At 65.6% G+C, this 25,701-nt stretch carries 18 protein-coding genes and 6 pseudogenes; 8 read left to right on the top strand and 16 right to left on the bottom strand.

Translation table 11 applies throughout. The features are described 5' to 3' along the window. Positions 1-166: 166 nt before the first annotated feature. The 4 genes from OHS16_RS31630 to OHS16_RS31615 all read right to left on the bottom strand — a co-directional run bounded on the left by OHS16_RS31630 (position 167) and on the right by OHS16_RS31615 (position 3,249). Positions 167-1,027 (bottom strand): alpha/beta fold hydrolase, encoded by an 861-nt coding sequence (locus OHS16_RS31630; RefSeq protein WP_328540657.1) that lies wholly within the window; start codon positions 1,025-1,027, stop codon positions 167-169. Positions 1,028-1,111: 84 nt separating this feature from the next. Beyond that, positions 1,112-1,549, bottom strand: coding sequence for a DUF6233 domain-containing protein (locus tag OHS16_RS31625; protein ID WP_328535055.1), 438 nt, complete (start codon positions 1,547-1,549; stop codon positions 1,112-1,114). A 116-nt stretch (positions 1,550-1,665) separates the two neighbouring features. Further along, positions 1,666-1,872 carry a hypothetical protein gene (locus tag OHS16_RS31620; protein ID WP_328535056.1) on the bottom strand — a complete coding sequence of 69 codons (207 nt, stop codon included), beginning with the start codon at positions 1,870-1,872 and terminating at the stop codon, positions 1,666-1,668. A 225-nt stretch (positions 1,873-2,097) separates the two neighbouring features. Beyond that, positions 2,098-3,249, bottom strand: a complete 1,152-nt coding sequence (locus OHS16_RS31615) for a DUF4132 domain-containing protein (protein ID WP_328535057.1) — start codon at positions 3,247-3,249, stop codon at positions 2,098-2,100. A gap of 851 nt (positions 3,250-4,100) precedes the next feature. Here OHS16_RS31615 and OHS16_RS31610 point away from each other — a divergent pair. Next, positions 4,101-4,688 (top strand): hypothetical protein, encoded by a 588-nt coding sequence (locus OHS16_RS31610; RefSeq protein ID WP_328535058.1) that lies wholly within the window; start codon positions 4,101-4,103, stop codon positions 4,686-4,688. Between the two features lie 230 nt (positions 4,689-4,918). On the opposite strand, the gene OHS16_RS31605 is transcribed toward OHS16_RS31610, so the two are convergent. Beyond that, entirely contained in the window at positions 4,919-5,467 is a 549-nt protein-coding gene (locus tag OHS16_RS31605; protein ID WP_328535059.1) for a GNAT family N-acetyltransferase, read from the bottom strand. Beyond that, positions 5,464-6,106, bottom strand: a pseudogene (locus OHS16_RS31600) (dienelactone hydrolase family protein). The gene OHS16_RS31605 and the pseudogene OHS16_RS31600 overlap by 4 nt, the downstream one beginning before the upstream one ends. 576 nt (positions 6,107-6,682) lie before the next feature. Here OHS16_RS31600 and OHS16_RS31595 point away from each other — a divergent pair. Both OHS16_RS31595 and OHS16_RS31590 read left to right on the top strand, forming a co-directional pair. Next, a complete protein-coding gene (locus OHS16_RS31595) occupies positions 6,683-7,159 on the top strand; it encodes a diadenosine tetraphosphate hydrolase (protein ID WP_328535060.1) in 477 nt (158 codons plus the stop codon). Positions 7,160-7,195: 36 nt separating this feature from the next. Beyond that, positions 7,196-7,378 (top strand): hypothetical protein, encoded by a 183-nt coding sequence (locus OHS16_RS31590; RefSeq protein WP_328535061.1) that lies wholly within the window; start codon positions 7,196-7,198, stop codon positions 7,376-7,378. A 445-nt stretch (positions 7,379-7,823) separates the two neighbouring features. Here OHS16_RS31590 and OHS16_RS32200 read toward each other — a convergent pair. Then, positions 7,824-7,997: pseudogene (locus OHS16_RS32200) on the bottom strand (hypothetical protein); the annotation flags it as partial. 11 nt (positions 7,998-8,008) lie between these two features. Here OHS16_RS32200 and OHS16_RS31580 point away from each other — a divergent pair. Beyond that, the gene (locus tag OHS16_RS31580; protein WP_328535063.1) at positions 8,009-8,149 is read left to right on the top strand and encodes a hypothetical protein; all 141 of its coding nucleotides are present in this window, start codon (positions 8,009-8,011) and stop codon (positions 8,147-8,149) included. A gap of 38 nt (positions 8,150-8,187) precedes the next feature. Here the strand turns inward: OHS16_RS31580 and OHS16_RS31575 are convergent. From OHS16_RS31575 to OHS16_RS31535, 7 genes and pseudogenes are all read right to left on the bottom strand, one after another. Then, a pseudogene (locus tag OHS16_RS31575) lies at positions 8,188-8,955 on the bottom strand (zinc-binding dehydrogenase); the annotation flags it as partial. A gap of 124 nt (positions 8,956-9,079) precedes the next feature. Next, positions 9,080-9,355 (bottom strand): annotated as a pseudogene (locus tag OHS16_RS31570) (transposase); the annotation flags it as partial. Between the two features lie 812 nt (positions 9,356-10,167). Then, positions 10,168-10,944, bottom strand: a complete 777-nt coding sequence (locus OHS16_RS31555) for a hypothetical protein (RefSeq protein ID WP_328540653.1) — start codon at positions 10,942-10,944, stop codon at positions 10,168-10,170. A 201-nt stretch (positions 10,945-11,145) separates the two neighbouring features. Next, positions 11,146-11,763, bottom strand: coding sequence for a DUF6461 domain-containing protein (locus OHS16_RS31550; RefSeq protein WP_328540652.1), 618 nt, complete (start codon positions 11,761-11,763; stop codon positions 11,146-11,148). Positions 11,764-11,910: 147 nt separating this feature from the next. Beyond that, positions 11,911-13,367 (bottom strand): annotated as a pseudogene (locus tag OHS16_RS31545) (NF041680 family putative transposase). 962 nt (positions 13,368-14,329) lie between these two features. Continuing rightward, entirely contained in the window at positions 14,330-16,744 is a 2,415-nt protein-coding gene (locus OHS16_RS31540; RefSeq protein ID WP_443042722.1) for an RHS repeat-associated core domain-containing protein, read from the bottom strand. A gap of 288 nt (positions 16,745-17,032) precedes the next feature. After that, positions 17,033-19,654: a DUF6531 domain-containing protein gene (locus tag OHS16_RS31535; protein ID WP_328540651.1), complete on the bottom strand. Its 2,622-nt coding sequence runs from the start codon at positions 19,652-19,654 to the stop codon at positions 17,033-17,035. A gap of 665 nt (positions 19,655-20,319) precedes the next feature. On the opposite strand from OHS16_RS31535, the gene OHS16_RS31530 reads away from it, so the two are divergent. The 3 genes from OHS16_RS31530 to OHS16_RS31520 all read left to right on the top strand — a co-directional run bounded on the left by OHS16_RS31530 (position 20,320) and on the right by OHS16_RS31520 (position 23,162). Beyond that, complete coding sequence (locus OHS16_RS31530) at positions 20,320-20,559, top strand: ATP-binding cassette domain-containing protein (protein ID WP_328540650.1); 240 nt, start codon at positions 20,320-20,322, stop codon at positions 20,557-20,559. A 1,764-nt stretch (positions 20,560-22,323) separates the two neighbouring features. Then, the gene (locus tag OHS16_RS31525; protein WP_328540649.1) at positions 22,324-22,803 is read left to right on the top strand and encodes a hypothetical protein; all 480 of its coding nucleotides are present in this window, start codon (positions 22,324-22,326) and stop codon (positions 22,801-22,803) included. A gap of 113 nt (positions 22,804-22,916) precedes the next feature. Further along, positions 22,917-23,162, top strand: coding sequence for a transposase (locus tag OHS16_RS31520; RefSeq protein WP_328540648.1), 246 nt, complete (start codon positions 22,917-22,919; stop codon positions 23,160-23,162). Between the two features lie 562 nt (positions 23,163-23,724). On the opposite strand, the gene OHS16_RS31515 is transcribed toward OHS16_RS31520, so the two are convergent. Further along, a complete protein-coding gene (locus tag OHS16_RS31515; RefSeq protein ID WP_328540647.1) occupies positions 23,725-23,949 on the bottom strand; it encodes a hypothetical protein in 225 nt (74 codons plus the stop codon). A gap of 440 nt (positions 23,950-24,389) precedes the next feature. Here OHS16_RS31515 and OHS16_RS31510 point away from each other — a divergent pair. Beyond that, positions 24,390-25,197, top strand: a pseudogene (locus tag OHS16_RS31510) (IS5 family transposase). A gap of 2 nt (positions 25,198-25,199) precedes the next feature. Here OHS16_RS31510 and OHS16_RS31505 read toward each other — a convergent pair. Then, positions 25,200-25,535 carry a hypothetical protein gene (locus OHS16_RS31505; protein ID WP_328540646.1) on the bottom strand — a complete coding sequence of 112 codons (336 nt, stop codon included), beginning with the start codon at positions 25,533-25,535 and terminating at the stop codon, positions 25,200-25,202. Between the last annotated feature and the right edge of the window lie 166 nt (positions 25,536-25,701).

Below are 25,701 nucleotides of genomic sequence, written 5' to 3'. Positions count from 1 at the left end.
TTCGTCTTGGTCACGTGCACCGTGGTCGGAGCACAGGATCAGACGAAGCCCCCCCATGTCCGGCGAATCCCCAGGTGAGCGGCCTAGTTCGAGGTCCATTTCGGCACCGGATCCGCTGCAGCGCCGACAACCTGGAATGAGGCCAGCCGGCAAACCGATCGAAGCCCTATGCGCCCACCGTGCCTTGCACGAATCGCCGAAGGTGCGCACGCACGGCGTCGTGCTGCTCCAACCAGGGCTCGTGCCCAGCGCCCTCGATCAGCGTCAGCGGAAGACTGAGCCGGAGCGCGAGTGATTCAAGAGCCGACATAGGGCGGGGATCGTCGGCCCCACCGAGAAGCTCCGTTCGCGCGGGCAGGCACAAGCGCAGCTCGGCAAGATGCTCATCGAGCGGGTCCGCACGTCCTTCCCTGCCAAGTTCACCGTTCATAGCCCAGTTGACGGGGCGACGCCGCCGGGCACCCTGCGCGGCCCAGTGCCACCCCTGTTCGCGATCGGAGTGGTCGGTGAACCAAGCCAGCGTGAGCAGCTCGACTTCCTGCTCCTCCGTGCGGTGCGGCAACTCCTCCAAGTCGCGTAGCCGCTCCTGCTGCGCTGCGGACATACGACGGCCGCGCTCCGCCCGATCCCCGGTACGCCAATCACCGACGAATGGCCCGCACATCAGCATCATCGCGGCAACCCGGTCAGAGTGCGTCAGACAGAACCGGCTCGCCAGGTCAGTGCCGTAGGAGTGCCCAATCAGTACGACCTTGGGCACGTCCCATGCGTCGAGCAGCTCGGCGAGATCGTCGACATGCCGGGCGAAGGAATGGCGGCCCCGCCACGGGGATTGGCCCGTGCCACGCTGGTCGTACCGGTACACGGGCGCGAGGTCCGCGACCATGGGGGCGACATCGCCCAGATAGTCCGGCAGCCCCGGACCACCATGGAGCATGACCACGGGCGGCTGCCGAGTCGTGTCCCCCAGCGCCATCCAACGTAACTGCGCCTCGTCGGTCATCGACACGAGGCCCTGCGTCTCCATCAAAGTCACCGCGGAGAACCTACCAGCGTCATGAGGCTCCGCCAAATGTTAAAGAACAAGCTGAGCGCGCGCTCCGGCAGTCCCTCACTGAAGCGGCAGTAGCGCCTCTGCCGCAGCGCACTCCTGGCATGCCTGGCCTCCCGGCCGGCGCAACGCGTCGAGCGCTTCGTCCAGGTCGGCGTCGCGCCCACCCTCTGCCTCGGTGCAGTCGTGGACATGGACGACCTGACCGAGCGTCCTGCGGCGGTTGTCGAGCAGCGGCACGACGCGCCATCCCCACCGCGGGCCGGCCGGAGCCGGCTCCTGATCCGGCGGCAGACCGCGGATAGGCACCTGGTCGTACCGGACACCTTCGAGCGGCCGCAACTGCTCCGGAGACACCCACACCCGGTACTCGGCCGCGATGACCTCCGCCTGCTCGTGGCGCCACATCGGCACCCCGACCTGGTAGCGCCACTCACCGCTCTCCACCTGCCGTCGGGCATACAGACGCCCCCGGATCTCCTGCCGATCCGGGAGCACGACCGTGATGCTCGGCGGCGGACCGGCCGCCATCTACGTCGCCGCCCCGGCAGGCCCGGTGACGGCCTTGAGCCGCATCCGGGCCTCGCACAAGGCCGCCGCCCGGGCTCCCCCAATCACGGGTGGGTGCCGACCCGGGCCGACGTATCGAGCAGCCGGGCGTGCAGATCCTCAACCTGCTGGCGCTGCTCGGATGTGTACCCGGGCGACGCCGGGAGCGGATGGTTGCGCCGATACCAGTGCTCCCTGTCCTCCACCGCCTCGACCGGCTCCACCGACCGCGGCAGCTCCCGCAACAGCGCCTCATACGCAGCACGAGTCACATGGAGCTCCGTCTGAGCTGCCCGGAGATCATCAGGAAAGGGGTACATGGTCACACGGCAAGGGTGCGCGTGTTCGATTAATGATCGCTGGACGCCACTCCCAGAGTGACCACGTTCTTGCCCCGCCCTCGACGGGACTCTCGAGACCCTTCGATCCCGAGGAACGCCACCGTGTGGCCGCTGCCGCACAATACTGGGCGTTCCGCGTCGGCCCCGGTGCCCAGCTCAGGCAGCTCGGCCGGTGATTGATCCGGGGCCGGCGGGCCGCAGCCGGACCCGTGCTGTGGGCTCGATCTCGACGCCGGCGGCACTGGTGCCGAGGTGCCGGTAGCCGTGTTCGCCAGGTGTCTCGTACTCCCATTCCAACGAACGCGTGACGACGCTGGTGATCGGGTGGTCACGGTAGTACCGCGACCAGTCCGACCAGAGCCAGGTGCGCTTTTCAAAGGCCGCGGTGGTGAGTCGGAGCCGCTCTGCGGCCAGGGTCTTCACTATGTCTTGAGCGTGAAGCCGCACCCCGTCGACGCTTTCGGCTCGGGTCCGCGTCTTGTAGCCGGTGGGGGATCGGAAAGGTGCCGTGGTGCGCGTGCGCGTTGCTTTCTCGTCGTCTATCCAGTCGACGGTCACCTGCCCGCTGTCGTGGACCGTGATGACCGCGTCAAGCGCGGCGTTCCACCAGCGTGCGCCGCGCCCGATCCAGCCGAGCGTCAGCGTCCCGTCCGGTTCCAGTCCATGACGCGGCACGGTGCGTTCGGCCAGCTCGTGGGGCGGGACCCCGGCGCGGGTGGCGGCCTTCTTTACGGACTTCACCAGGACCTTGTGCGAGTGCCGGGCCGGGACGACCCAATAGTGCAGTGCCCATAGTTCCTCCAATGCGTCCCGGCCGGGCAGTTCGCCCAGGGCCATGAATGCGGCGCCAGCGATGTCGTCGTCCACCCGGTAATAGGTGTCCATGGCCTGTGCGTTCTTCCGGCCCACCACTGCGAGGTTATCGGCGAGTTCGCTTGTATCCCCAGCGAGCCAGCCTGCGGCGAGCGTTGCACCGATCGCCAGGCTCCGAGCCGGGGAAGGCGGCTTCGCCTGTCCGAGCTCTCTGATGACGTGTCGCGGATCGGTCATTCCGTGGAAGGAGCCTGACTGGGCCAGTTCCCGGACAGCGTACTGGACCAGCTCGCGGGCGCCGGATGTCTTGAGCAGGGCCTTGGCTCGACGCTTCCAGACGGTGTCGACCTTGTAGCGGTAGTCCCAGAACTCGGAGGTGGTGCCCAAGTGCAGGACCAGGTCAGTCAGCTCTGCTGACAAGCCAGTGAATCGGTGCCGTGTGCGATTGCTCCAGTCGTTTCCGGGGTCGAACGGGTTCTGTACAAGATCGGTCATCCTTCGATCCTGCCCCAGGGCACTGACACGAGCAGCGCCGTTCGTCAGGCGCGCGAGGAGTCAGGGGCGGCCATGATGGGGCCCGACACCGCCCTTGTCGCCGCAGCCGCAAGTAGTTACTCAGCGCTAGACGCCACCTGGCGGTAGCTATACGAGAACAGGGCCAAGAAGGCGCCTCCGTGACCGCTCATACCTGGACTCGTTAGCAGCCCATGAAGATCACTACGCGTGCGATCGCCGCTCTTGCCCTCACGGTGGCTGCGTTGTCGTTGGCAGGACCCGCCTTTGCAGATCAAGCTCCAGGCTCGAGCAGCCACAAGGGCGTGAGGGTCAACTTCTGGCAGGGAATCTCGGTTACTGATGAAACCGGAGAGGAGTTTGAAGTCAGCAGCGGCCAATAACGCCGCTGAACTCCTGCCCGCCCTGGTACGAGCCGATCAACGCCCGTGCCGGGGCGAAGTGCTGTAGCAGGACGGGCGGACAAAGTACCTGCCGGAGCTGGCAGCCGGCCGCGACTCCTTGCTGCCGAGCGACACCCCTGCTTCGCTGCCCGCGCCACGATGATCTGGTGCGATATGCAGTGCAAGGCGCTCAAGGCCGCCGGTACCGTCCCGCTATGACCATGCCATCGCGTCCTCGTTTCTCCGTCCGTACAGGAAGATCCGCGCCCACCTTCGACGGACCGCATGAGGGGGCGCCCCAGTACCTCGTCGAACCCTTGCAGTCGTGGGTGTCCGAAGCGTTCGGGTTCCGTGGAGGAGTTGACACGGAGGCGGTCCGCACCGTCCTTCTGCTGACTGCGTCTCCCTCCATCTCAGGAGCATTCAGGCGTCGCCAGGTACCTCGAACCTTTGACCAGCTCCACCGATGACGCTCTGCTCGACGTGGTGGACCAGGTGCTGGACCTCATTGGCGAGGGCCGCCTGTCCAAGGGCTGGGTTGATGCCCTCGTGAGGATTTTGAACGAGGGAGGGTCGGCGTATCGCGTGGCGGACACAGGCGACCGCTTGGAAGAGCGCGTCATGCCAGCCGTGGGCGACGCCGTACAACAGACTGTCGCCGAAGCGACGTCTCAGACTGGCTCTGCTGGCTCTGCTGGCTCTGCTGGCTCTGCTGGCTCTGCTGGCTCTGCTGGCTCTGCTGGCTCTGCTGGCTCTGCTGGCGAGCATCTGACCGCTGCGTGGCAGGCCGCTTACGGGCGCATGCCAAAGCCAGTTCACGCCTACAGCGAGGCCATCAAAGCTGTGGAGGCTGCGGCGCACTCGGTCGTACAGCCCAACAACAGCCGGGCCACTCTGGGCACCATGCTCGGTGAACTACGCAACGCTCGTCAGAAGTTCGGCACTGCCCTATCGACCATGTCGGGAAAGGACCCGCTGGCGCCGATCGAAGAGGCAATGCGCGCCTTGTGGGAAGGGCAGACACACTCCCGCAGATAATAGGGCGTTATCCGTGGGAAGACTTCAGACGGGTCCGGTCTCCGACGCTCCGTCAGCCGTCCACCAGGACTGATCAAGGCTTAGCGCCAGTTTTCGTTCCGATGTTCCCCAACCCCCGATATGGCTGTGGCTCATGGACGACTACGAAGTCTGCGTCTCCCACTCGCTGCTTCGCCACTTCATCCGCCGGCGCTGCCCTCGAAGGCCGCCAGGCAGGCCCAAGTCCAAGCTCAACCAGGCACCGTGGCCGGGGACCACACGCCGAACCACTGCTCGGCGCCCCACTCCTCGAACCGTTGCACCTCGGTGAACCCCAACTTCGCCGCGAGGCGCATCGAGCGGACGTTGGCAGTCTGAGTGCAGAGCACCACCGGCTTGCCAGGAAGCACGTTGGCGAACCAGCCGAGCGCCGCCGCGCACGCCTCGGCGGCATACCCGCATCCCCACGCCTCCGGCAGGAACATATAGCCGAGCTCCGCCTCCCCGGCGTCCGGACGGACGGGCCCTGGACGCTCCGCGTCGCGCCGATCCAGCGTGATCGAGCCGATCATCGCTCCGTCGAGATCGATCACGAAAAGGCCAGGGCGCCGACCGGGCAGTTCAGGCACCGCGCGTTCGAGCTCGTCACGCGGTCGAGGGCCACCGAGATAGGTGCGCACCTCTGGCAAGGCGAACAGTTCAATGAATGCCGCACGGTCCCGGACCTCGGACTCGCGGAGCACGAGCCGTTCGGTCCTTATCGGGGAAGGTGGCCAGGCAACGGGTCCGAGCTCAGTCATGGCGGGCAACCTATCGCAGCTGATGAGCGGGATCCGCAGGGAAACTCCGTCACGGGCAGGCACTCGGCCAGCAAGTCGACGACGTCGCGCCAGGCTCGCTGCGCGTGCTGTGGGTGGTAGCCGACGCCGGGGGCCAAGGGGTGGTCGACCGGCGGGTGATGGAAGGCGTGCAAGGCGCCGCCGTAGACAGTGAGGCGCCAGTCGACGCCCGCGGCCTGCATCTCGGCGGTGAACGCGTTCCGTTGCGCGGGCGGCATGATCGGGTCTTCCGACCCCGGTGCCGTAGCCGATGGCGGCGGTCCGGTCGGGGTCGGTCCGGGTTTCGGTGCGCAACTCGTCGAGCGCCGCATGGCCGATGCGTCGCATCCGGTCGGGATCAGCGAGCAGTGGCATGCAACGGGCCAGCATCTCCTCGGGGTCACCCAAATAGCGCCCGCCGTGAAGGTCGAAGGCCAGCGCTACATACCCCAGCTCGGCGAGAGCATCGGCCCGGCGGCACTCGACGTCGCTGAGCCCCATGCCCTCTGGCCCGAGCAGCACTGCGGGCCGGCGGTCGACACCGGCCGGGAGCGCGAGGTGCCCGATCATCGTCAAACCGTCGGCCGAGTACTCGACCGTACGCGTCGTAATCGTCGTCATGAGACTGGACTGTAGTGATCGTCGAGCCCTGTCCGGCCGGTGTTCTGTCGCTGGCAGAACAGCGTAGGTGTCCCTCTGAAATACGGGACGGGCCCGGCGCTCGGGGCTTCAAGATCATCCCGCCCCTTTTGAGCTTATCTCGGCGATCCCCTTTGATCCCCGTGGGTTCAAGGAAACCGAAGGTCCTTCAGCCTGAACCCGCAGGGACACCGGTCTGCTTCAGGTCGGTAGATCCGTGGGTTCGGTTGGAACGCGAGGGTGCTGTGCAGGGCGAAGAGCTTCGGCCGTGACCTCGGCGTCGACGCGCTGCGTTGACCTGGCGTGTGCATTGATCAGCCGCCTTGACGGACGACCTGAGCAGCCCATGAAGGAGCTGCGCGCGTACGCCCGCGAACACTTCCAGGTGCAGTAGCGGGTCAGAACGGAGAGCCAGCCAGCAGCGGACCATCCATGGGGTGTGCGGCAGCACGAGCGACCGTGCGACTGGGGAAGAGTCGGTGTTTCAACCCTGCGCTATTCGGCTCGGTGGGTGGGGGCGAAGAGCAGGTCTTGATCACCTGTGGGTAGGTTCGGGCCATGACTGGTGACTGGCGGATGGACAGGATCGGGGCTGCTCTGCGGGGCCAGAATCCGACTGTGCTGCGGCGGCTTGACTCTGGCTTCGCCGCGATCGGCGACGTTCAGTTTCTGCCCGGGTATTCAGTTCTCCTCGCGGACGAACCGGATGTTCAACGGCTATCTGACCTGCCTAGGGCCAAGCGACTGTCGTTTCTGTCCAACATGGACCAACTCGGAGAAGCGGTTGAGCGGGCCTGCCGGCGGCTGGACCCCGGCTTCCGCCGGGTCAACCTGGAGATCCTTGGCAACACAGACCCGTTCTTGCATGCCCATGTCTGGCCGCGATTCGAATGGGAGCCGGCCGAGCTAGTAGGCAAGCCGGTGTGGCTGTATCCGCGTGACCGGTGGAGTGACGAGCAGTTCAGGCTTGGCCCGCAACACGATGTGCTGCGGGATGCGATCAGCAGCGAACTGGACTGCTTGACCCACGGCTAAGCCCCAAGTCGTGTGGCGAAGAGGTCCCGTTCTGCAGTGAGCATGTACCCCCAGGCGGGTGGGCTCGCTGCGGCCCAGCCGGCGGAGCGCGACCTGACCGGTATGAAGTCGGGCGTGATCAACCACCTGCTGCGCGGTGCGGCCGCGCTCTCCCTCATCGCTCTCGCCAGCCCCGCCTCCGCATCCCCCGCTGCGCCAGTCACGAGGCCACCCCCCTGACGCTGAAAGCCGAGGGTCGGGACAGCAACCACGCCACCTTGCAGGCCGCGACCCTCTACGACCCTGTGACGACAGCACACCGCCGATGGCCACCCGCGTGAACTGCGCGCGGATGGCCATCAGACGCCGTAGGTCACGGGGCTACTGGCCCCAGTACTGCAGCTGTCGAGACCGCTTCACGCTGCTCGCGTCGTGCCGGGGTCTCAGGAGCTGCAGGTGTCGAGCACGGAGGTCAGGGCGGTCTTCTCGGGGTCGGTGGTGGTGACGTTGACGACGGATTTGATGTGGGTGTAGTCCTCGCAGTAGGTGCACCAGAAGGCTTTCAGTCCGCGGGTCCCGAGTCGGACTTGGAGCTGTTGGACGAGGACGAGGCGATGAAGAGCTGATCCTGCTTACCGTCGTCTACGCCGACGACGACCAGGCCCCCGACGGTGTTGGCCATGGCGCACACATCCTTGGCGAGTTCCTTCCTGCCCGCGTCGGTGCCCCGGTAGAAGTCCCTCTTCCAGTCAAGGTCGACGCCTTCACCTCTTGCCCGGTCACAGCCCTGGACGTCCGCGCAACCCCCTCGGCCTCGCCGACACCTTGAGACACCACGGTCTGCCCGCCCGCGCTGCACGGAACACCGCCATGATGGACGCCCTGATAGACCTGCCGCCCATGGTCATCGCCGACCTGCTCGGCATCCACCCCAAGACAGCCGAACGCTGGGCCACCCTCGCCGGCGGGAACTGGTCCGAATACTTGGCAGCGCGACGGGCCGACCCGTAGAGCTAGGCAGTTGAGCAGGGCAGTGTTCCGAGTCTGCGCTATCGGGGGATGGTGAGCAGGATGCGGCCGTGGGCACCGCCGGCGTCGACGCGGTCGTGAGCCTTGGCGATGTCGTCCAGCGGGTAACAGTCGCCGACGGCGGCGGAGGTGAGGTCGCGGGCGGGCTGGCGCTTGGCCTCGCCGGGAAAGTCGTCGCTGCCGAGCAGCCGCAGGGTGACGTTGTTGAACAGCAAAGGCCAGAAGGGGATCTCAGTGCGGTCCGAGCGGGTGGCGTAGGCGGCGATGACGGCGTTGTTGGCAGCGACGGCGTTGTCGAGATCGGCGTTGTCGGACAGCGCGACCTCGATGATCCGGTCGACGCCCTGCGGCGCGTACGCGCGGATGGAAGCGGCGGGGTCGCCAGTGTCCAGGGCGATGGCGTGGGCGACGGCCGGGTCGACGTGGTTGAGGTCCGCGGTGCGGCGGACGGTGGCGATCACGGTGGCGCCGGCCCAGCGAGCGAGCTGGGCGGCCAGGGAGCCGACGCCGCCGAGAACTCCGTGGACCAGAACCAGTTGGCCGTCGACCGGGCCGTCGGCGAAGACGGCGCGGTGGGCGGTGATGCCGGAGATGCCGAAGCTCGCCCCCAGCTCGTCACTGAGGTGGTCGGGCAGAGGTCCGGCTTGGTGGTCAGGTACGACGGTGTACTGGGCGGCGGTGCCGAAGGGGCGGTAGGACTGGGCGCCGTATACCCAGACCCGTTGTCCGACGCGGTGGGCGTCGACTTGGGGGCCCACGGCGTCGATGACTCCGGCGGCGTCGCTGTACCCGTGTCACGGTGACTGTGGCGTGCCTTGTGGTCCCCCGGCCAGTACCTCCACTGGCCGGTCGCGCTGCTTACGCACGAGGTTCTTCTCCTCCGGCGCTATCTCGTCCGGCTTAGACCATGTCCTACATGGTGAGGTTGAGGAACCGTCTGTAGCAGCAGAGCGTGGCGGCGAGTCCGAGAAAGGCCAGGTAGTTGCCTGGATTCCGCTCGTAGCGGTGGTTGAGTCTGCGGTAGCCAGTCAGCCAGGACATGGTGCGCTCGGTGACCCATCTGCGTCGGCCGAGCCGCTCGCTGGACTCGACTCCCTTGCGGGCAATCCGGACTCCGATGTGCTTGCCCCACAGCCATTTACGCAGGTGAGGGACGTCGTATGCCTTGTCAGCGTGAGGGCGGACCGGTGTGGATTCGGCAGCGTGGGATTCGTGTCCCATGTGGAAATGGGACAGCAGTCTTGACCAGTGTCGAAGATCATCGCGTGGTCGATGTCCTCCCGACGCGTGAAGCCGGGCCGCTGGCCGCGTGGCTGATCCGCCACCCCGGCGTGGAGATTATCTGCCGGGACCGGGCGGGCGCCTACGCCGAGGGGGCCCGGCGCGGGCCCCCGACGCCTTGCAGGTCGCAGACCGGTTCCATCTGTGGCAGGGCCTCGGCCGAGCCGTGGAGACCTGCGTCGCCGCCCACCGCGACTGCCTGCGCAACCGCCACATCCTGGATGCTCCCGCACCCTGCGCTCGGTCCTGGCCACGGACACGGGGCAAACCGAACCGGAACCGTCCAATCCGTACGGGCTCGTCGCACCCGCACTGGCCCGCCCGTCCGTGAGCAGACGGGGCGCGCTCGGACTGGTCGGCGCCGGATCGCATGCGCTGCTCGTCGTGAGTGCCGGGCAGAGCATCGAGGCTCCCTGCGCCGCACCGCACTGCTCGCCCCGCACAACCTCGATCCCCGGCCGGCCCCGAACGGCCTTCAGATCAACAAGCGCGCGAGCGCCGTTGGCATCAGGGCCTCCGACATCGGCCCCGGCTGGTGGGCGCGGCCGCGGTCGTGTCGGGAGGGGCGTTGGCAGCCATGGGGATATGGTCGCTGTAGGCGCGACCGGTGCGTACGCACTGCGAACGCGTGAGCGCCAGGGGCACGTGTGTGCGGCCTCAAGACGACAGCCAGGTCCGGGACAGCACAGGACCGGGATACCTGATGGAGTGCCATGACCTCAGCGGGTTCCGGGCAGCAGCAGCCACGTGCACGCGCCGCCGTTGTGGCACGTCGCGGCAAAATTTGGCTCGTGCCGACCATCCTGTCCGCGCTGGTGGCACTGTTCCTGTCGCTGCTCTACATGGGTGGCATTCTCAACTTGAGGGGGAACCTGCACCACCTCCCGATCGCCCTGGTCGATACGGACCAGGGCCCATCGCTGCCAGGACAACGCCAAACCCTGGGCGAGCAGTTGAGCCGGGCAGTCATCGCATCGACCCCAGCGGGCACTGTGCAGTGGCGCCGAATCGACCAGGCCGGTGCGGGACAGGGCATCATCCAGCAACGCGCTGACACGCTCGCGGGCGATGCGCTGTGGTTCGGCGGCGACGCAGTGCTGGAACAACAGCGGGGCCGGCGGCATCCAGACGTGTTCGTGGTAGTCACGGGTCCGGACCAGCGGCACGGCGCCGCCGGTGTCGCGGATCCGGCAGATGATCGCGCTGAGCACGTCGGCCAGTTCGGGGCTGACCACCAGCAGCCGTTCGGCGTCTGTCTTGGACGGGGCGATCTGCAGCAGGGGGACGATCTCCCCGGTGGTCGGCAGCCGGTATTGGACCAGGCTGTGGTGGCTCAGTTCCAGCATCTCCTCGGCGTGGACGCCGGTGTGCCGCAGAACCTCGATGATGGCGCAGGCCCAGAAGGCGTTGTCCTCCTCGCGGTTGAGCAGTCGCCGCTGCCCGATGGCCAGATCCTCGGCCCAGACGTTGTCCGGGTTCACGTGCGGCAGGTGCATCCGGATCCGGAGAGCCCGGAAGGCGGGGAGCGACTTCACTCAACGCCTCGACGGCACGCCCCATCGAGAGGCCCTCAGCTTGTTCCTTATCTACCCGCATGGCCTTGCAGCCGATCTAACGCTGATCGTGCGCGGGGTTGGGGAGGCTGATGTAGGTGTGCGGGTGTCGTGCGTATCGGTGACGTCGATGACGACGCCGGTTCAGTGCTCGGTGGGGATCTCAACGGTGCCCGTGGAGTAGGTGCCGTATTCGAGCATGTTCGCGGTCAGGTGGACTCCGCTGAGCTCTTCCGCGAGTGCGACATAGTTCTCCAGGTCGTAGGCGCCGGCTTCGAGGTCGAACCCCGTCTGGCGCATGAGGTCGAGGAGGTGGTCCGGTGTGCTGCCTTCTCGATGGAGGGGGCCTTCGAAGCGAGTGCGCAGCTCACCGTCCTCCCACCAGGAGAACAGGGACATGGCGTTCGGGCTGAGGAAGTGCGAGACGCCGCGGGTGCCGCGAGTGGCGTGCTTCATTGCATCGGTGTGGATCTCGATGCCGCCGTTGATCTCGAGGGCCAGGATCCAGTCGGCGTCTTCGTCATGGACCAGGGCGGCGCCGACGAACATGCGGTCGCCCCAGTCGTCCTGATCGTCCTGGAATTCGCGGTCCCGGGCGATGAAGTTATCGAAGCCGTCGCAGTCTTCCTGCGGCTGGGCGCCGATGCGGTCGAGGTACTCACGCGGAGTGAGCCCGCGAACCAGCGTCAGGGTGTAGCCCTCAAGCAGGAAGCCGCGGTGGAAGTCGCGGAGCCAGGAGCGTTCGGCCGATTCAGCGTTCATGGGTGGCCATGGTGCCAGGCGCCACTGACAGGCCACCGGCCAGCCACCGCAGCCCCGTCACGGCCGACTATCGGCCCCACTTGTTCTCCCGACCGTTCATAGGAGCAGCGTACTTGGGCGACGGAACGGACTTGGCTTGCTCTATATCTACCAGGATCGGCCGGGTCTGCCGATGGCCTTGACGGTCTCGGGGCGCTTGACGGTTTTGCCGACGTCGTAGCGGGGTGCGGGGTGCCGGTTCTTGGTGCCGGGTGGGCGTCCGGGGCCGATGCCACGGGGTTGGGGAACGCGGGCCGGACAGAGCAGATGGGCGCGGATGTTCCTGAACCCCCGGCGGCCCCGGGCGGGGGTGAGCCGGTCGAATTCGGTCGGTTTCTCCCAGGGCCGGCGGGGGTCGGCGGCCATCGGCCGGGCGAGACGGAGTTGGGTGTGGGCCGCGACGACGAGCCATGTCCACCGGTCCGCGGCCTCGGGAGTACGGACCTTCGGGGTGGTCCAGCCGAGAGTCTGCTTTGTGAACCTGAAGGTGTGCTCAAGGTCGAATCTCCGGAGGAACACCTGCCACCACAGATCCACGTCTATCGGAGCGGCGCCGGTCTTGGAGGACCACAGCCAGACCGGCGGTGCTTCCGGTTCCTTGGAGAGGTGCTACCTTCAGCCGGACCAAAGTGCCCTCAACGACGGGGAGTTCACCGTCGTGCTCCAGCCAGGCCGAGAGGTGGGTCAACCTCGGGTGAATACGGTCCCACGCCTGAGCCTCGGCCTTGCCGTAGTTGGCGGTGTCGGTGACGGTGGTGATCGCCGCTTCGGGCCAGGTCTCGGGGTGGGCGAAGCGGATCTCCTTGCCGTGCTTCGGCGGCCGTCCGCCGTGGGACTAGGCCAGGGCGTATTCCTTGGCCGAGGGCTTCGGCAGCCGCATCACTCGGTCGCTGCGGACCCGCCCGACCAACTCGACAGGAAGATCCCGCAGGACCCAGGCCAGGCGGGTGACGTCGTAACCCGCGTCCATAACGATCGTGATGTCCGGGTCACCGGGCGCCCATTGGCCGGCTGAGATGAGCCCGCTCGGCCACGGTGCGGAGCTGGGCGGCGGTGACTGCGGTCGCATCATCTTCGGGTCCGAGTCGGACCACGTCCAGGACCGACGTCCACGAGGTGGCTCCCGGTTCGAGGACCGCGACGAAGGAGTACGGCCACCCTGGGATGAACTGAGAGGCGGACTTCGCCCGGCCGTAGACGTGGCAGAACAACCGGTCCGCCGAGCACGGTGCGTCCGAGCGAAGGCACGGCGACACGTCGCCCGCCAGGACCAGGCGCCCGCCCTCGAACCGGGGCAACGGCAGCCCAGCGAGCAAGGTCCGCAGCCTCCCGGCGTCGATCTGGCCCCGGTTGAGAGCTCCGTACAGCGCGCCGTGCGCACGCCGGTGCTCGGGCACCATGGTCAGGTCCACCGGCGAGGTGACCCGCCCGTCGACGCACAACAGTGCGTCGGTCAGTTCGAACAGTTCGTCACGCCGGGCGGTCAGACACGCGTAGAACTCTGCTCGGAAGCGTGACGCTTCCGCGAACGATTCTCTCCGGACATCCGGGCACACCACACTCATGACAACGGCCTTCGACTGGTTCTCCTCGTGACGGAGCACAGAAGCAGACGAAAGCCGCTCTCCTATCCTGCGAATCCCCAGGTGAGCGACTCAGTTCGAGACACCGTTCGGGGCCGGAAGATAAAGGACAAGCTAAGAGCCCACCAGGAGTCTCCCCAGGAAGGCTCGTGGCCACTGGCACCTTTCGCCTGGCCGAGAAGATCCTGGGAGGCTTTCGTGCACTTCGAAGTAGATCTTGGGCCGATCAGCTTCGGGAACGTAACGGAAAACCAGCGAGAGTCTGACACACTCCCACTCGCTAATCTGGCGAGACCCTTGATGCCTTTGGTGAGACCAGAGGCGAACTCGGCTTCGCTCCGCGCAGGACGCGCGAGGGAGTGCGCGCCATCTACGACCTGGGCAACACGGCAATGATCTCCACTACGCAGCCCAAGCCGTAGGCGCCCCCAAACGACCATGCCCTGACCGTATGCCAGCCCCACAAGGGCACCCCGGCTTCACCTGCCCAGACACGGGCTTCCGCACCACTTTAGGGACGATTCGGCTTCGCTCCCGGGTCAGAGTGAAACCCCAGCAGGTTATTAACTTCACTCGACAGCGCAACCAACACACCTGAGGACACTTCTGGAACTCGATATGAATTATCGCGTACGTAACTGACGAAGTCATCCTGCAGTCCAAGGTCGTACCGCCGCACGTAATGGATCAAATCCCACCTCCAAATCCATTCACCGTCAGTAAGTACGGACGACCCTCCTCTAATAGAGAGCTTCGAATCCAGCACATCCGGACAGCTCTCCATGACATCAAGCAGCGGGTGCCCCGACTCCAGGTATGCAATTATCTCGACTTTCCGATAATCAACCTCCCGCCGCTTAGCAAGTTCAATGCTCTCCGCATATACGGAAAGGTTCTCGGGTCCGATTTCTCGGAAAAACCCCAAATACTTCATTACGTTACAGCTACCTTACTTCCAGGATCGGGAGATATATTCGCCAATACCCGCCGGGCGCGACCTGTGGTTGTTGCCCTCTGCCGAGCGCAGGGTTCGTACCCACTTGGCGAGTTGGTGCACGCACCGTAACGCCCATCTCATTGGCAACCTGTTGCGCGATCCCGGATTCGCTAGCCCCGGAGTGACACACCATGAGTCTAATGGCGCACCCATTGTAGGCGGGGTTATTGGTTATGGCGTCCACGAGCTGTCCTCCATTGACCATGCCCTCGTCCAAGTCCAAGTACCCATCTGGGGAACCGTGTGCGATCACGTCATGCTCGCCACCGTTGGCTACGTTCACCGAGTTGCGAATGCTTCGTGGATCGTCACCGATGCGGGTATAAGTAGCTCCGTGAGCCACGTTGCTGCCAGCCGGAATCGATCCGTCCATCGCGTCGAGAGACCCGCGCGCGAAGCTTCCTCTAAGCCCGCGCCATGCTGGACCCGCAAGTGAACCCAGCCCTCCGCCAGCGGCGCCGAGTAGTAGATCTGCTGGCGTAGTGGGTTGGCATTGGGCCGTGTTGACCGCCCAGGTATATCCGGCACCGACTGCGGCATCGACGCCCACGGTGACAGCGAGGCCTGCGCCGCCTTCGAGGCCGAGACCTGCGGCGACTCCTGCGCCTGCGGGGGCGAGGAAGGCTGCGCCGGCTCCGATGAGGGCGCCCTTGCCGGTGGCGACGGCGAAGTCGCCCCAGTTGAAGTCGTCCTGGTGGGTGAGGGCGTAGATGCCGCCGCCGAGGACGCCGCCGATGGCTGCGCCGATGCACATGGGGCAGTCGCCGGAGGGGTCGGACTCGTCGGCGGGGTCGTTGTCGGCGTAGTTGTAGTCGGAGTGGTTGGGGTCGCCGAGCCCTGCGGGGAGGGGGTCTTGTGTGGTGAAGCGGCGCTGTGAGGGGTCGTAGCTGCGGTCGCGGAGCTGGAGGCGGCCGGTGAGGTATTGGTCTTTGTATTGGCCGGTGTAGCCGAAGATGCTGGTCTGTCCGCCGGTGATGGTGGCTTTTCCGGTGGAGGTGCCCCAGGCGCTGTAAGTGTAGCGGTAGTTGTCGGTGCCGGCTGCGTCGTAGACGGTGCTGACGGAGTCCTGGCGGTCGTGGGTGAGGTAGTAGGTGCTGTCGCTCTTGTTCAGGGCGCGGGCGGTGCCGTTGGGGTCGTACTGGTAGTCCGCGAGGAGGCCGCCGGTGCTGTCGGTGTCGGTGGCGATCTGCGGGAGCGCGTTGTTGATGTCCCAGCGGGAGGTGCGGGCGAGGGTGCCGCTCTTGTTGGTGGTGGTGCGGTTGCCGTCGGCGTCGTAGCCGAAGGTGTAGGCGCTGGTGCCGATGGTGGCGGATTTGACGCGGCCCAGGGGGTCGTAGCCGATGGTGTCGGCACCGTCCTTGGTCTGGTTTCCGTCGTCGTCGTAGCTGTAGCTGGTGGTGGTTGTGCCGGAGGCGGTGGCGGTGAGCTGGTCGGCGTCGTTGTAGGTGTTGGTGGTCGTGGACGTCGAGGTGGCCGATGTGGCGAGGTTGCCGACCTTGTCGTAGCTGTAGCGGCTTCCGGTGGTTCCGGCGACGCATGAGGTGGTGGATGTGTCGGTGCACTGGCGGTTCATGCGGCCGGCATCGTCGTAGCCGTAGCGGACCGGGTAGCCGGTGCCGGGCTTGTCGGCGGTGAGGCGGCCGTTCTCGTCGTAGCTGAAGCTGTGCGTGCCGGCTGCCGGGGTGGTCATGGTGGCCAGCTGGCCGGCGGTGTCGTACGTGCGGGCTTCGCTGCGCGCGGTGGTGGTGGGAAGCGTGACCGAGGTGAGGTTTCCGGCCTTGTCGTAGCCGTAGCCGGTGGCCTTGCCGTTGGTGGTCTGGGACTTGGTCCGGCCGTCCTTGTCGTAGGCGTAGCCGGTGGTACGCCCGTCGGGGTAGGCGCGGTTGAGCAGGGTGTCGTCGGAGTTCCAGTTGTAGGTGAACGGCTTGGTGGCGCCTGGTGCCGTGATTGTTTTGATCTTGTCGTCTTCGTCGTACGTCACGGTGCGCGAGCCGGTTGCGTCGGTGACACCCGTGATGCGGCTGGCGTCGTCGTAGCCGTAGCTGACGGTTGGTGTGCCGTCGGAGTAGGCGACCTTGGTGGGCAGGCCGCGGGCGTCGACGGTGGTGGTGATGGTCTGCTTACGCGCGTTGGTGACCGTGGTGCGGTTGCCGTCAGGGTCGTAGCCGTAGCCGACGGTCTTGCTCAGTGGGTTCTTGACCGACTTCAGACGGCCCTCGTCGTCGTAGCCGTAGGTGGTGAGGTGGGTTTTGGCGTCGGTGCTGGTGTCCAGGAATCCGGCGAGGTTGTAGGTGGTGGTGGTGCTTCCGGTGTCCGGATTGGTGACCTTGTTGGGACGGTTCAGCTCGTCGTACCCGTACACGGTCTGCTTGCCGCGGGCGTCGGTGGTCGAGTCGATGTTGCCGACGGCGTCGTAGCCCGTCTTGTGCTGGTGGCCGAGCGGGTCGGTGACCGAGGTGGGCTGTCCGGCCGGGTCGTATCCGTAGGTCCATGTGTACTTTGCCGGGTCGGCGCCGGCGACGTTGCCGCGCGGGTCGACAGTGGTGCTGTGATTGCCGTCGTCGTCGTAGCCGTATGTCGTGCGCTCGTCGGTCTCCGGGGCAACCTGGGCGGACAGGTTGCCGTCATCGTCGTACTCGTAGGTTGTGGCTTAGCTGTACTGCGTCTTGGACGAGGCGAGTCTGTTGTCGTCGTCGTAGGCGAGGGTTGTGCCGTGATTCAGCGCGTCAGTGGTTTTGACGACGCTGCCGTTGTCGTCGTAGGTGACGCTGCGCGTGTGGTTCAGCGGATCCGTCGTGGACAGAGGCGGGTTGTCGGCGTCCCAGGTGAATGCGGTGGTCTTGGTGCGCGGGTCCGTGACCGTCTTGCGATTGCCGACCTTGTCGTATCCGAAGGTCCAGGTGAACGCCTTCGCGTCTGCTCCGGTCGCGTTGCCGCGGGCGGTGACCATCGTGAGCCGGCGGCCGGCCTTGTCATAGGTGTAGGAGGTCTTGCCGAGCGTGCGGTCGGTGACCGAGGCTATGCGGCCGACCTCGTCATAGCCAGTGACGGTGGTCTTCTTTGCCGGGTCGGTGACCGTGGAAAGACGCCCGTTGTCGTCGTAGTCGTAGAGGGTGACGCGCAGCTTGGCGTCGGTGACCTGGTGCAGGTTTCCTGCCAGGTCGTAGTCGAAGACGGTCTTGTGCTGCTTGGCGTCGGTGACGGTCTTGAGGCGGTCGGCATCGTCGTAGGTGTAGACGGTTGTGTACTTCGTCGGGTCTCCACCGCTGACGTTGCCGCGCGGGTCTACCGACGTTTTGAGACGACCGTAGTCATCGTAGGCGTATGTGGTCTTGTTGCCCTTGGGCGTCGTGACCGACTTCAGCTGGCCGGTGGTGTCATCGACGTCATAGACGGTGGTCTTCTTACGCGCGGAGGTCGCCGTCTCGAGCATCCCGCTGGTCGGGTCGTACAGGTACGTCGACGTTTTCTGCAGCGGGTCCTTGACGGAGGTCAGCTGGTTGTTCGTGTTGTATCCGAAGATGGTGGTGTTGTACTCGCCGTCCTGGTGCGTGGCGACGTTGCCGTTGGCGTCGTACGTCCATGCCTCGTCGGAGGCCCCCGTGGCCCGGCTTCGCATCCGGCCCGTTGTGTCGAAGTCCCACTTTGTCTCACGCATCTCCGCATCGATAGCGCTGGTGCGGTTGAAGTGCTGGTCGTAACGGAAATACGTCTTGTTACCGAGGGGGTCTATCTGGGTGAAGAGGACGCTCTTGTAGTAGAGGTCCGTCCACACGCCTTCGTCCGCGGCGGTGGTGTCGACCTGGTCGAACTGGCCGTTCTTCGTGTACGCGAACTTCGTGGTGTGCTGCAGCGCGTCGGTCTGGGTAGAGACGCGGCCCTGGGTGTCGTACACATTTTTCGTGACGTCCTCGCTCCGGGCGTCCGTGACCTTGTTCAGAAGTCCGGCTGTGTCATACCCGTAGTGCTCGGTGGCGCCATCGAGCGCCTTCACACTGCTCAACTGGTCGTTGGTGTAGTCGTAGTCGACCAAGCGGCCGTCCGCGAGTGTCACCGTGTCCAGCCGGTCCCCTACATAGGCCAGGACCGCAGCATGCCCCGCCGCATCCGTGATCTTCGTGGGCTTCGTGCCCGTGTAGGCCAGGGACAGGCCACGACCGGTACGGTCCTTCAACCCGGTCAGCCGGCCGCCGGCGTCGAAGCCGTAGGTGGTGTGGTCGGCCGTGGTGAGTCTGTATCCACTGCCGTCGACGGCGAGTGTCGAACGGACCTCACCGGGTGCGGTGAACGCTCCCCCGGAATCGTTGGTGTACGTGTGGCGTGCTCCGCCTTCGCCGGTCAGGACCGCGTCCCCGTCAGCTTCGATCTGGAGCCTCGTCTCCCAGGGGAGTTGCCAGCCCTTGCCCAGAGCGCCGGTGGTCGTGTTGTCCGAGGAGTACACGCGCGATGCGGCGAACGGCACGCCGGGGGCGGGGACCTGCGCATCGGTGAAGGCCTCGCTGAAGGCGCCGGTCGCGGTGTTCACCGGGTCCGCACGGGTGACGGTCGTACCCGGTGCGCCACTCGCGTCCCCGCACAGCGACCCGCAGGCCGCGCCCTCGGGGAGCACAGGGACGATGTAGAACTGGTTGTAGGAACCGCAGGACTCCGTGTCCGCAGCATCATCGGTGACTGTCGTGCAGACATAGACGAAGTACGACGGGGACGGGTTCGTACAGCCAGTTGCCGGGAGCGTGACGGAGGCGTTGGCCACGGGGAACGTCCGGCCGGTATTGAGCGTCGGAGCCTGAACCGTCTGCCCGAAGTCGAGGATTTTGTCGGCCGCGTCGGTGCAGTAGTCGACGACCTTCCAGCGCACCTTGACCGGATGCACCTCACTGTCGGCGCCACCGGTCTGCCAGATCGCAGCCGACAGTTGCAGCGGTTCGCCCGGTACCGCCGCACCGATGTGATTGCCCAACGACTCCAGGAACCCGCCCTGCTGCGCCGCCGCGTTCCCAAACGGATCCGCTGTGACCTGGTACAACGCACCACTGGAATAGGACCCGGCGGCAGCGGTCTGCGCCGCCGCGGACAGCGTATTCGCAGCCGTCCGGCGAGGAGCTGTCGCGGCGTTCGTCCTCAGACCGACAGCCTTCATCCGCTGCTGATCCTTCGTCAGCAACGCCAACTGCTTCGCCGTTGCGGGCCTGCTCCGTGCGGACGCCAGCGCATGCAACTTCGTCGCCTTGGCCCGATCCTTGGTCTGCGCACGCCGCTCTGCGAGCGACACCGGCCTCTGATGCCCCGTCGGCCGCGGCCCACTCACCGCACTGGCCGTCGTCGCCGCCACAGCCTCATCCGATGAAACCTGGACCAGCCAGCCACCAGCCGCGACTACAGCCAGCACCAACACCATGACCAGCACACGCACACGCGCCGACGCAGCCGAAAGCACAACTCCCCCTCAACGCCACCTTCCGGCGACGCCCCCCGAACTTCTTCACACATAGCAAGAATCTGTGACGATCCGTGAAGACCGCGAGATGAATATATGCATGCGCCATCGCAAGATCAAGAGTCTCGAGCGGACTTAAACCAAGAAAGCGGGACTTAAAGCGGCTAAGTTGGACATAATACATAAATAACCTAAAGAATGCCTCTACGGGCGACGCTACGGTGCAGCGAATGCGTCAAATACCACGCAAGGTTGCCCATTCATGCCTTATGCACTTCAATCGCTCCAAGCAATCACCCCAGCACAACGAGTGATACAGTCACGTCTTCTGTACGCTATGTACACGAACAACTGAAATCGAAACTCCTGTACGCTCTGAGCGGAAAGCCACTATTGCCCGAACTCACCACTGGAAAACGTGGCCATTGCCGCCATATTCGCGAAGACGCCGCGCTACGAAGCTTTCACATCGGCGAAAAAGCTGCTGGGCGAACTAGACGTTGCGCCAGAAGCATCAGACACAGGCTCTCTCCAGTGGCCGCCAAAGGGTCGCTGTCGCCCCTGCGCTGATCAACAAGCCATCGCTGCTACTCGCCGACGAACCCACCGGTGCCCTGGACACAACTGCCCGCCACGCGGTCGCCGATCTGCTCTACGCCCTGCCGGAACGCTGGCAGTGCGGGCTGGTCCTGGTCACGCACGACGACATGGTGGCATCACGCGCACAGCGCCAACTCTGACTGCATGACGGCCTGCTGTCGCCCTGCCAACAAGGCGCGGAAGCGGGGACAGACAAGTGAAGCACCGAAGCTTCGCCCTCCAACTTCTGCGCGCTGGGCTGCAACAACGATGTCAGCAGATGGAGGACGCCTGCGGTTCTGGGGCATTTTTCTTGCAGAATGTTTCTTCACGCTCGCACTGGCGAGCCCCGTGCTCGCCCACGCGACGTACGGCGGACGCGAGATGCGCGGTGCGCACCGGGCCCCACTGTTCCTACAGAACAACCAGGGGGGAGGCGATCGCCCTGTGGGCGTGGGCACCGACGACGTCGCCGGGCGCCAGCATTCAGTGGTCTACATTGAGCCCGAGACAGCCACTGCACCCCCACCGCCGGGCCTCACGCACTGGCCGCGTCCTGGCGAGGCTGTACTGTCCCCGGCTTTGCTCAAGGCCGGAGACCGCGAGGGAATCCAGCACCGGTACGAACACCTCTCAGGCACAATCGGCGAGGCTGGTCTAGAAGCCCCTGAGGAGCGCTTCGCCTATATCCGACCTCGGGTGGCCCGCCTCGATCGGGCAGATATGCATCCCGTCCGGTCCTTCGGCGCGCCGCGCGACAGTACAGCACCTTTCGGTGAAAGCATGTTCATTCCAGCCTTTCCAATCTTTACAGTCGGCCTAGCGGGCCTGATACTGCTACCGGCTGGCGCGCTCGTGATCGCCAGCGTACGTACGGGCTCGGCCGCCAGGGTGAGAGGGCTGGTTCTCTTCGAGGCGCTGGGAGCAACGAAGACCGCACGCATCTTCTTCACGGCAGGGGAAGCAGCTGTTCCCGCGGCGCTTGGCCCTGCCGCAGCATCCGCGCTCATCAGCCCTGCATTCCTTGTCGATCTCCCTTTCCCCTGGGTCGATTGCACCCTCAGCAAGTACGACGTACGCAACGCAAGCTGGCCACTGGCAGGCGCTGGTCTGTCGCGCCGTGCACCGTCATAGCCGCAGCCGTACTACTGCACCCCGGCGTCCTCACAGACACGGGAACACGCAGCCCACCGCCAGGTTCCAGCGTCAAAGGGCCTGGCTTCCGTGGCTGTTCCCCCTTGCCCTGCTCCTGGCCGTGCGCGGCTCGGAACTGGCAAGCGACGATCTGCGGCTGCCGGTCTACGCAGTCGGGGTAGCGGCTGTGCTGGCAACTCTGCCCTCCGTCATCGCCGCGCTCACAGGCTGGAGCGGAGTGCGAATCGCTGCAATAGGCCGAACGGCCGGTCAACCGGGCATGATCATTGCAGGGCGCCGACTGGCCGCCCAGACACGAGTCGCGGCCCGCTTCGTCGCCGCGCTGGTCGTGATGATCGGACTGGTTGCACAGATCCAGCTCTGGACCGGGCTGCTCGGCGAGAACGCAGCCAACGCGCTCTCCACGCAGGGACGCGTGGGGTCCTCCCTGGTCACCCTCTCCTCCCCCACGCCATCCCGCATACATGACTTCGCCACCGCACTTCCCGCTGAGATCGAATTGCTGCTCGCCAGCAGTGATCAAGCCGGAGCAACCGCCTTCACCGGCTCCTGCTCAGCCCTCAATGCAGTGAACCTGCCGTACGCGAAACACGCCGCAGCGATCAACCCCATGGACCGCGATAATCGGATCGCTGAACTCCTTCGCTGGGCCGTCGGTGGCAGCCACGGTCCCGTCACGGCACGAGTCGCGCCGATCGAGAAGACAACACAGAACGCGCCTGACACATCAAATTCTGATCGCCGTCTCCGTTACCGGCGACGATCTCTCAGTGCCTCAGTTCAAAGCGCTGGCCCATGCACATCTCGGCATGCGAGCGACAGCCGAGCCCCTCGGCAACAGCTGGCTCCTCGGATCCAACGACCTGGCCTCCTCAGCACAATGGGTTCGCCTCCTCGGCCTCATCGGATCAGCCATCACGATCCTCGCCATCGGTTTCAGCGTGCTGGCAGAGCTTCTGCGACTGGGACGCGACGTCACGCCTCTGTCAGTCCTCACCGACGGCCACCGGACCTACGGGATCATCGCCGGCTGGTACGTGCTCTTCCCTTCTATGCTCGCCAGCGCTGTCGGAAGCTTTATCTCTGTCTGTCTCACCGCCCCCATATCCGTCGGCGGCAGACAGCCCGTGCCCACAAGCCTCTACGTCGTCCTCGCCAGCGGGGCGACAACATGCACTCTTCTGCTCTGCCTCTGGGGCTGGCGCATGGCAAACACCGCAGCCACTCGCTGGCGCCCAACCGCCGACTAAGAGGTCCTGACAGAAGTCACTGATGGTGTGACTGCCGAAACTGGCTGCTCGTTTGCCTGTACTTGGACAAGAGGGAGTCGCGTCCGTGGGTCGTTTCGGATGAACTGTGGGCGATGATCGAGCTGTTGTTACCGGAGCAGGGGCCGAAGCTGATGGCCGGTCGGTCGAGGGTGCCGGACCGGCAGACGCTGTGCGGGGTGCTGTTCGTGCTGCAAACCGGGATTCGGTGGGAATACCAAGCCACCTCTCGCCTCGGCGGAGATAGCCGTACGCGAGTGTCCGTCTTCCGGGACTGCAAAACGAACGGCTGCGCTCCGTACGACGGGCGCCTGACTGACCGCCATGTCCGGTTTCCGTAATCGGTGTCCAAAGATGGGCGAGTTGCCCGTAATATGAGCGCCTGCCAGGACCTATGGGGGGTGCCTGGCCCAAGCTTCGAGGAACGCTTGATCCGTAACCGCGCTGTCGCTAGTCGGCGGACGCGGCGACAACTTCCCCATCGAGCACCACACCTGCGGCAGGCCCGACAGGGCGTCGATCAGTTCAGGGAAACGGGAGCGTGCCCCGCCGCGCATGCCGTCCTTACGGGGCAGCACATTGGGCCGGGGCCGGCCGCATCAACACCACCGGCCCATCCCACACTTCAACCAACTGGACCGGACACCACGCGGACGCCCGGCGGCCCGCAGGTCAGCGCCGCAGCCCACAACGTGCGCATGGGCCGGCCCGGCCCTATGGTCGGGCCCGACCACGCTGGTCAGCTCACTAGTTCTGGCGGAGGTCGGCTGCGCGCCGACGATTCGAAACCCGTCAGCCGTCGGGGCAGGCACGCTCGGAGCCGGCCCCGGAATTCGGAGCCACGGGCGGCGCCTGGCTCCTCACAGGCCGCCAGAACGGGCGGCCGCGCACAACGAGGGCCAACTACACCTCGCCGGTGGCGAACAGCTCAAGGTGCCCGCACTTGGGGCAGCGGAACGCCTCTATCTGCCGCCGAGGCCGGCCCATCCGCTTGGCACCCCCGAAAACCCCTCGCTCCAACGCGCCCTCGATCCAGCGCGCGTAGCCGCTCGAGTGCTCTCCGGCGTCCTCGATGAATCCATCCATCAGACCGACAGTGCCGCAATGGGTACACGTGTAGTTATTCATCCCGTGAGTGTAGGAGTATCAGACGCGCCTCCAGGACCCGGACTCACCGAAGGGCAGGAGCCCCACACCAGGACCGCCAGCGGATCTCTTCCCAACCCACACGATCCCCTCCGCGCACCCCAAGTGGGCATTTCCGGCCCGCGACATGGTCAGTAAAGCCCTCAACTGGTGTGTACAGCAAACAGTGGGGCCCGGTTGGGCGGTGGCGGGGCTGCGCCGTACAGCTTCGCCCTTTCCGGGAACAGGTGGGCGACTTGGGGGCTGATGGAACCGGGGGGCTGGTCAGCCATGCCTGGATAGCCGGAGTCTCGTAGGTGCCGTACCCATGTCCTACATGGTGAGGTTGAGGAGCCGTTTGTAGGACATGGTCTAAGAACTCCTAACGAAATGATCTTCCAGGTCATTGGATCACTTCGGGAACGTTGATCCGGGGGTGTGGGATGGCTCGGCCGAAGCCATGGGACGTCGATGACGAGCTGTGGGCGGTGGTCGACCCGCTGTTGCCCAAGGTGGAACGCAGGGTATGTCATGCGGGGCAGGGGGCATCCGGACCGGCTAGTGGTCCAGCGGATCCTGTTCGTACTGCATACCGGGATCGCCTGGGAACACTTGCCGCAGGAACTCGGCTTCGGCTCGGGCATGACTTGCTGGCGCCGCCTGGCCGAGTGGACCGAGGCCGGTGTGTGGCCCCAGCTACACGAGGTTCTCCTCGCTAAGCTCCGCGGCGCCAACGCCCTGGACTTTTCCGGGCGGCGGTCGACGGCTCCTGCATCCGGGCCTTAAAAGGGACTCCAAGACGGGAAGAAGCCCTGCTGACCGGGGCAGAGTCGGCAGCAACCACCACGTGATCACCGACGCTTCCGGCATCCCACATGCGGCCACGCTGACTGGCGGGAACCGCAACGATGTCACTCACTCATCCCGCTTCTGCAGGCCGTACCGCCCGTGCGCGGCAAGCGCGCCCGACCGCGCCGCCGACCAGAGGTTGTACTCGGGGTCCGCGGCTACGACCACGACACGTACCGCAAGCGTGTCCGGGACCTCGGCGTGAAGCCGGTCATCGCCCGCCGCGGCACCGAGCACGGCTCCGGGCTCGGCACCCAACGCTAGGTTGTGGAGCGTGCCTTCGCTCGCCTGCACTGGTTCCGCCGCCTACGGATCCGCTGGGAGATCCGCGACGACATCCACGAAGCCTTCCTCACCCTCGGATGCGCACTGATCTGCTGGCTACGCCTGACGACGCTCTAGCCTCAATCGCTGCTGTCCAAGGAGGCGCTGAAGCCATGGTCCTGAAGCACCGGGAACGTCTGCACTGCGCCGGCTAGCCATGCGTCCATCTCTTCGTGGGACGACCTGATGGCGCTGATCAGTTCCATCACGACGTCCAGCTTCTGCTGGCCGACATTCAGGGCCAGTTCCGCAACCGATACCTCCTGGTACGGCATGCTCAGCTGCCACCAGAAGCGCATGAGATATCGAACCTCCTGCGGCTCGCGATCATCCGCAAGGCGACTGGCAATCATTGCCTGAACACACTGCCGCTGCTCAGCGTCGCGGAATCCGTCTCCAAGGTCCGTCAAAGTCACTGCCGGACAGTACCAAGCGCGCTCACCAGCCAACCCAGTGAGGTCATTCCGTTAGGGGTTCTAAGACCCACAGCGTGTGCGTAGCGCGAAATGCTCGCACTGATTGCCGCAGTTCGTGAGAGTCCGGCATCGTGGCCGGCCGTCGGGGTGAGAACCTCGATAAGGC

The sequence above is a fragment of the Streptomyces sp. NBC_00344 genome (genome assembly GCF_036088315.1).
GTDB lineage: Bacteria > Actinomycetota > Actinomycetes > Streptomycetales > Streptomycetaceae > Streptomyces.
This window is presented reverse-complemented; position numbering and strand designations above follow the sequence as displayed.